At 47.2% G+C, this 1,315-nt stretch carries 2 protein-coding genes and 1 pseudogene; 2 read left to right on the top strand and 1 reads right to left on the bottom strand.

What is annotated here, in order from left to right; genetic code table 11:
* On the bottom strand, positions 1-317 hold a 317-nt coding region (locus tag ACR0P9_RS12780), incomplete at its 3' end, for an FUSC family protein (RefSeq protein WP_432620729.1).
* A 341-nt stretch (positions 318-658) separates the two neighbouring features.
* Between ACR0P9_RS12780 and ACR0P9_RS12775 the strand changes: the two genes are divergently transcribed.
* Together ACR0P9_RS12775 and ACR0P9_RS12770 are read left to right on the top strand one after the other, a co-directional pair.
* On the top strand, positions 659-1,072 hold the full coding sequence (locus ACR0P9_RS12775; protein WP_432620727.1) for a hypothetical protein: 414 nt from the start codon (positions 659-661) through the stop codon (positions 1,070-1,072).
* Positions 1,073-1,178: 106 nt separating this feature from the next.
* Positions 1,179-1,315: pseudogene (locus tag ACR0P9_RS12770) on the top strand (radical SAM protein); the annotation flags it as partial.

Genomic DNA, 1,315 nt, shown 5'->3' with positions numbered 1-1,315 from the left:
TTCATGTGCAGAAGATTGCACACGGAAATCATGATGATAACACCGATAAAACAGGTGATTTCAAAATAACCGGTGAAATTCATGACGAAAATCATAGCAAGCAGGGCTCCGACTAAGTTTCCGATAATCATATCTCGCGCAGAGCGAAGGGAAGCAGTGATAGAGGCTTCCATACAGCCTAACGCGCCAATGGCGAGAAAGGGCGGATATGGACTGTTGATGACATAGCCCATAGAAACGGCAAGACCGCAAGCAAGTGCGGTTTTAAAGGTGCGCATACCGATGGGAAATGGGGTGTGCTTTTTGAGATGCTTCATGGCAGCCTCCTTCGAGTGCATAGCGATTCATTCATGGAAAAAACGATATATTTGTTATTATAGCACGGGAAGAAAGATCGTGCCAAGAGCTTTACCCAAAATGTGTATAGACCGGCGGATATTGGTGTATTTGCTGTGAAAATACACAAAGAAGTTTGGAAAAATTGGGGATATTTTCACATAGAGATTGACAGATGGGATTTCTGTGTGGTAACATATAACTGATTCAAAATGCGTTTTTGCTCTGCATGGTATGGGAGCCGTCCTGCCGGATTTTGGCAGAAAAACGTGAGTCGATTACCCCGCGGACACCCGCGCGACAATGAGAGGAAGATTGAATTATGAGCGCAAAGAAAAAGAACAGCAGCCTCAAGAAGAAAATCGGTATTGGCGTGGCAGTTGCCGGCGCTGCTGCTGGTGCTGTTGCCGCAGGTGTAGCAGCATATAGACACAGCAAGAGCGAACAGGTTTACCACGAGGCAGAACTCAAGGCAATGAGCGAGCTGGATGATCTGAATGCAGAAAATGCGGCTTGCGAAGAATGCGAAGCAGCTGACGAGACCGGTGCAGGATCCGAAGAGCAGCTGAGCATGGAAGAAACCGAAATTCCGGTAGAAGAAGCACCGGAAGAAACCGAAGAGACACCGGAGGAGCCGGAAGAGACCGAACCGGCTGAGGAAGCAGTTGAGGAAGCTCCGGCTGAAGAAGAAAAGCCGGAAGAAGCTCCGACAGAAGCAGCAGAAGAAGAGGAATAAGTTTCCTTATCGGCGGACGGTACCTGTGTACCGTCCGTTTTTGCGTCTGGAAAAGCGGAGACAGATATGGTATACTATACAAACACCCCTGAAAGGAGTTCTATTCATGAGATATGAAGGCAGAGTATTTCGTCCGCCGTCTGAAGCGTACAGTTTGATTGTACAGGTTACGGTGGGATGCAGCCATAATAAATGTACATTCTGTGATATGTACAAGGAAAAACGGTTTCATTTGCGCAAGTT

The organism is Butyricicoccus sp. (assembly GCF_050872565.1).
Taxonomy (GTDB): domain Bacteria; phylum Bacillota; class Clostridia; order Oscillospirales; family Butyricicoccaceae; genus Butyricicoccus_A.
This window is presented reverse-complemented; position numbering and strand designations above follow the sequence as displayed.